Below are 3,293 nucleotides of genomic sequence, written 5' to 3'. Positions count from 1 at the left end.
TCAGCGCGCCGGATCATCTGTTCGCGGGCGCGCCCCTCGGCCAGAAGTTCGGCGCGCAGGATGCCGGGAAGGCAACCTGCGGCGAGCGGCGGCGTCATGAGACCGTCGCCGAGATCGGCGAAGAGGTTGGAGATCGTGCCTTCGGCAACCTCGCCTTTGGTGTTGAGAAAAAGCGCTTCGTCGATGCCGTCGGGCAGGGCGGCGCGGGTCTGGTCATAGAGCGCGCGTTCGGTCGTCTTGTGGCGCAAAAGCGGCGCATCGGGGTCGAGCCGTTCCTTTGCGATCATCAGCCGCCATTCGGATGGGTTCGGGGTCATGGGGGTGGTGGTAACCTCGGCATCCCCGGCTTGCCCGATTGTCAGCCGCACGCGGAGCGGTATGTCGCCGGTGACCGTGGCGATGGCCGCGTCGACCGCGCGCTGGTCCCAGACAAAGCCGAGCGCCGCCGCAGAGGCGCGGGCGCGGGCAAGATGGGCATTCAGCCAGGTAAAGACCATGCCGTCCCAGCCGAAGGTTTCGATCAGCCTTGTGTCAGCTCTGCAAACCGGGCCTTCCACAGCGCCTCCTCATATTCGCCTGCGGCTGTGGAATCGGCGACAATGCCGCCGCCGACGCCAAGCTCGACCTCAGTTTCACCGTAAAGTGTCAGCGTGCGGATCGCCACGTTGAAACTTGACGCACCGTCCGGGCCCATCCAGCCGATCGCACCGCAATAGGCGCCGCGCGGGCCTGCCTCCAGTCCGCGAATGATCTCCATCGCGCGGATCTTGGGCGCGCCGGTGATAGAGCCGCAGGGAAAGAGCGCGCGGAAGAGGTCCGAGGGCTGCGTGCCGGGCAGCAACCGGCCGGTCACCCGGCTGACCATCTGGTGCACGGTCGCATAACTTTCGATGGCGTAAAGATCGGGCACCTTCACCGAGCCGATTTCGCAGATGCGCGAGATGTCGTTGCGCAAGAGATCGACGATCATCAGATTTTCGGCGCGGTTCTTCAGGCTTTGCTGAAGCTCCATCCTCAGCGCCGCATCATGGGCGGGGTTGGAGGCGCGCGGTGCCGTGCCCTTCATTGGCCGGGTTTCGATCCGGCCTGCCGTATCGGTCGCGAAGAAGAGTTCGGGCGAGCGTGACAGAAGGACCGGCAGGTCCGGCAGATCGACATAGGCGCCGTGGCGCACCGGTTGGCGGGCGCGGAGCGCCGCATAGAGCCCCGGCGCGCTGCCCGTCCGTCGGGCGTGCATGCCCATTGTCAGGTTGGCCTGATAGATGTCGCCCGCCGCGATATAATCGTGGATGCGTTGCAGGGCGTGGCCGTGATCCTCGGCGCTCCAGCAGGGATCGGGCGCGCTGAGGCTTGCGCCCGGCGCTTCATTTGCCGCCTGCGCGAGGAACGGGGCCGCATCTTCGGGCGCATCATAAAGACCGAATGCCAGCAGTGGCAGGCGCTGCCCCCCGGGCATGAGCGGCGCAAGCCGCGGTTCCAGCGCATAGCCCAGTTCGTAGCTTGCAAATCCTGCGATCCACAAACCCTCGGCGCGCGCGGTATCGAGCGCCGCCAGCGCGGGCGCAACATCATCCACCGCGTCGGCGCGGATCAACCGCCGGGGGCGGTCGAAGAGCGCCGGGGCGCTGTTGGGTCCGTCTTCGACAAGGATCATGAGCGTCTTGAAAGCCTTGGAATCGCGCCGGGAACTTGGGCGTTTGCCGCCCCGAGCGCAAGCGCGTTGCCGCCGTTTTCACCGCCATTCGCGTCGTGCGGCATAAAGATGCGGGCTGCAAACCCGGTGAATTAGGCTTTCGGTTTGACTGAGGTCAATGTGCGCGCGGGGCGGGCCGGTAGAAAGGGAAGGACATCAAGAATGGAGCGCGATAATGTCACATACCCCGCATGAACTGCATGAAGAATTCCCCGCAGAAGCGGACAGGATTCACGAGATGAAGGTCTCGAATGCGCATTTCGCACGGCTTGCAGAGGAATATCATGCGATCAACCGCGATGTGCACCGGGCTGAAACCGGGATCGAGCCTGTTGACAGCCTGGCCGAGACCGAGATGCGCAAGAAGCGCGCCCATCTGAAGGATGAGATCGCGCGGATGCTGGCGGGCGCCTGACGGGCAGGGGGCAGCGTGCCTTGCGCTGCCCTTCGCCACAACGGCTTACTCCAGTATGTAGGAATTGCTGGGGCAAGGCCGGAAACAGACAGATCCCATGTCGCAATCGGAGCGGAAACCGTGCGGCTCTGGCCCGATCCTGAAGGCGCAACCCCCGGAGCGCCGCCATGGACACCCGTTATTCCGACCGCCGCAAGATCGACCCTGCGAAGGGTGCATATCTGCCTGATGGCAGCCCCAACGATAACGACCGGATAGAGATCGGACCGACCCAGCTTGCCCTTCGCGAATGGGAAGTGGCCGGGCTGACCTTGCCGAACCTTGAGCGGATGCGCGAATTCCGCTGGACGCGGTTGACGCAGGCCATCGTCGATCGCGGCTCGGGCGGGCTTTTGATGTTCGATCCGCTGAACATCCGCTATGCGACCGACACCACGAATATGCAGCTTTGGAACACCCACAACCCGTTCCGCGCGGTGTTGCTATGTGCCGACGGCTATATGGTGATCTGGGACTACAAGAACGCCCCCTTCCTTGCCGATTTCAATCCGCTCGTGCGCGAAAGCCGCTCGGGTGCATCGATGTTCTACTTCTCGGCGGGCGACAAGGCGCCCGAGGCTGCGAAGGCCTTTGTGGCGGAAGTGGATGAGGTGATGCGCGCCCATGCCGGGACGAACCGGCGGATTGGCGTCGACAAGATCATGGTGCAGGGCTTGCGCGCGCTGGAAGCTGCGGGCTTTGCCGTCGAGGAAGGCGAGGAATGCACCGAAAAGACCCGCGCCATCAAGGGACCGGATGAGATCCTTGCCATGCGCTGCGCCCATGATGCCTGCGAAAAATCCATCGCCGCGATGGAGAAGGCCTGCCGCGAAGGTGTGCCGGGCGGCGATATGAGCGAGGATGACGTCTGGGCGGTCCTTCATGCCGAGAATATCAGGCGCGGCGGCGAATGGATCGAAACCCGGCTTCTGGCCTCTGGCCCGCGCACCAATCCGTGGTTTCAGGAATGTGGGCCGCGTATCATCCAGCCGAATGAGATCGTGGCCTTCGACACTGACCTTGTCGGCTCATATGGGATCTGTATCGACATTTCGCGAACCTGGTGGGTGGGCGATGCCAAGCCCACGGATGCGATGATCTATGCTATGCGCCACGCGCATGAGCATATCATGACCAATATGGAGA

The 3,293-nt window shown here is 63.7% G+C and carries 4 protein-coding genes; 2 read left to right on the top strand and 2 right to left on the bottom strand.

What is annotated here, in order from left to right; all coding sequences use genetic code 11:
* Positions 1 to 557: aminotransferase class IV (locus WBB85_RS08840; protein ID WP_432638256.1), on the bottom strand; the 557-nt coding region annotated here is incomplete at its 3' end.
* On the bottom strand, positions 521 to 1,654 hold the full coding sequence (locus tag WBB85_RS08835) for an aminodeoxychorismate synthase component I (protein ID WP_432638255.1): 1,134 nt from the start codon (positions 1,652 to 1,654) through the stop codon (positions 521 to 523). The genes WBB85_RS08840 and WBB85_RS08835, both read right to left, overlap by 37 nt.
* A 214-nt stretch (positions 1,655 to 1,868) precedes the next feature.
* On the opposite strand from WBB85_RS08835, the gene WBB85_RS08830 reads away from it, so the two are divergent.
* Together WBB85_RS08830 and dddP are read left to right on the top strand one after the other, a co-directional pair.
* On the top strand, positions 1,869 to 2,108 hold the full coding sequence (locus WBB85_RS08830) for a YdcH family protein (RefSeq protein ID WP_432638254.1): 240 nt from the start codon (positions 1,869 to 1,871) through the stop codon (positions 2,106 to 2,108).
* 167 nt (positions 2,109 to 2,275) lie between these two features.
* The coding region (dddP, locus tag WBB85_RS08825) for a dimethylsulfonioproprionate lyase DddP (protein WP_432638253.1) at positions 2,276 to 3,293 on the top strand (1,018 nt) is incomplete at its 3' end.

This window comes from Albidovulum sp. (assembly GCF_049646345.1).
In the GTDB taxonomy this organism is placed as follows: Bacteria; Pseudomonadota; Alphaproteobacteria; order Rhodobacterales; family Rhodobacteraceae; genus Albidovulum.
This window is presented reverse-complemented; position numbering and strand designations above follow the sequence as displayed.